Origin of the sequence: Streptomyces sp. LUP30, from assembly GCF_001746365.1 — a bacterium.
In the GTDB taxonomy this organism is placed as follows: Bacteria; Actinomycetota; Actinomycetes; order Streptomycetales; family Streptomycetaceae; genus Streptomyces.
The window spans coordinates 1-572 of record NZ_MJAJ01000129.1 but is presented as its reverse complement, the minus strand read 5'-3'; the positions used below and the strand labels follow the sequence as shown (position 1 = coordinate 572).

2 rRNA genes are annotated in these 572 nt (G+C 60.7%); both read right to left on the bottom strand.

Annotation, left to right across the window (positions count from 1 at the left end):
* A 23S ribosomal RNA gene (locus BG482_RS39950) occupies positions 1-105 on the bottom strand; the annotation flags it as partial.
* Positions 106-422: 317 nt separating this feature from the next.
* Positions 423-572, bottom strand: a 16S ribosomal RNA gene (locus tag BG482_RS39945); the annotation flags it as partial.

Genomic DNA, 572 nt, shown 5'->3' with positions numbered 1-572 from the left:
GATCAAAGCCTGGTTGACGACTCCCCGGGGACTATCGTGGCCTCCCACGTCCTTCATCGGTTCCTGGTGCCAAGGCATCCACCGTGCGCCCTTAAAAACTTGGCCACAGATGCTCGCGTCCACTGTGCAGTTCTCAAACAACGACCAGCCACCCATCACCCCCAACCCTTACGGCTGGAGTTCACTGGGGCCGGCATCAGAAGGACGAGCAAACGCTCGCACCCTCAGACACCCAACAGCGTGCCCGACCCGGTCCCGCCCGGAGATCATGCTTTCCACGCCCCGAAGAGCAGTACTCGCAAGCCTCCGACCCGTGAACCGGACCGAATAATCAACGTTCCACCCATGAGCAACCAGCATCGGACGTTCGCCGATGAACTGGCCTCTGGACAACCTTGCGGCTGCCTAGAAGTGCTCCTTAGAAAGGAGGTGATCCAGCCGCACCTTCCGGTACGGCTACCTTGTTACGACTTCGTCCCAATCGCCAGTCCCACCTTCGACAGCTCCCTCCCACAAGGGGTTGGGCCACCGGCTTCGGGTGTTACCGACTTTCGTGACGTGACGGGCGGTGT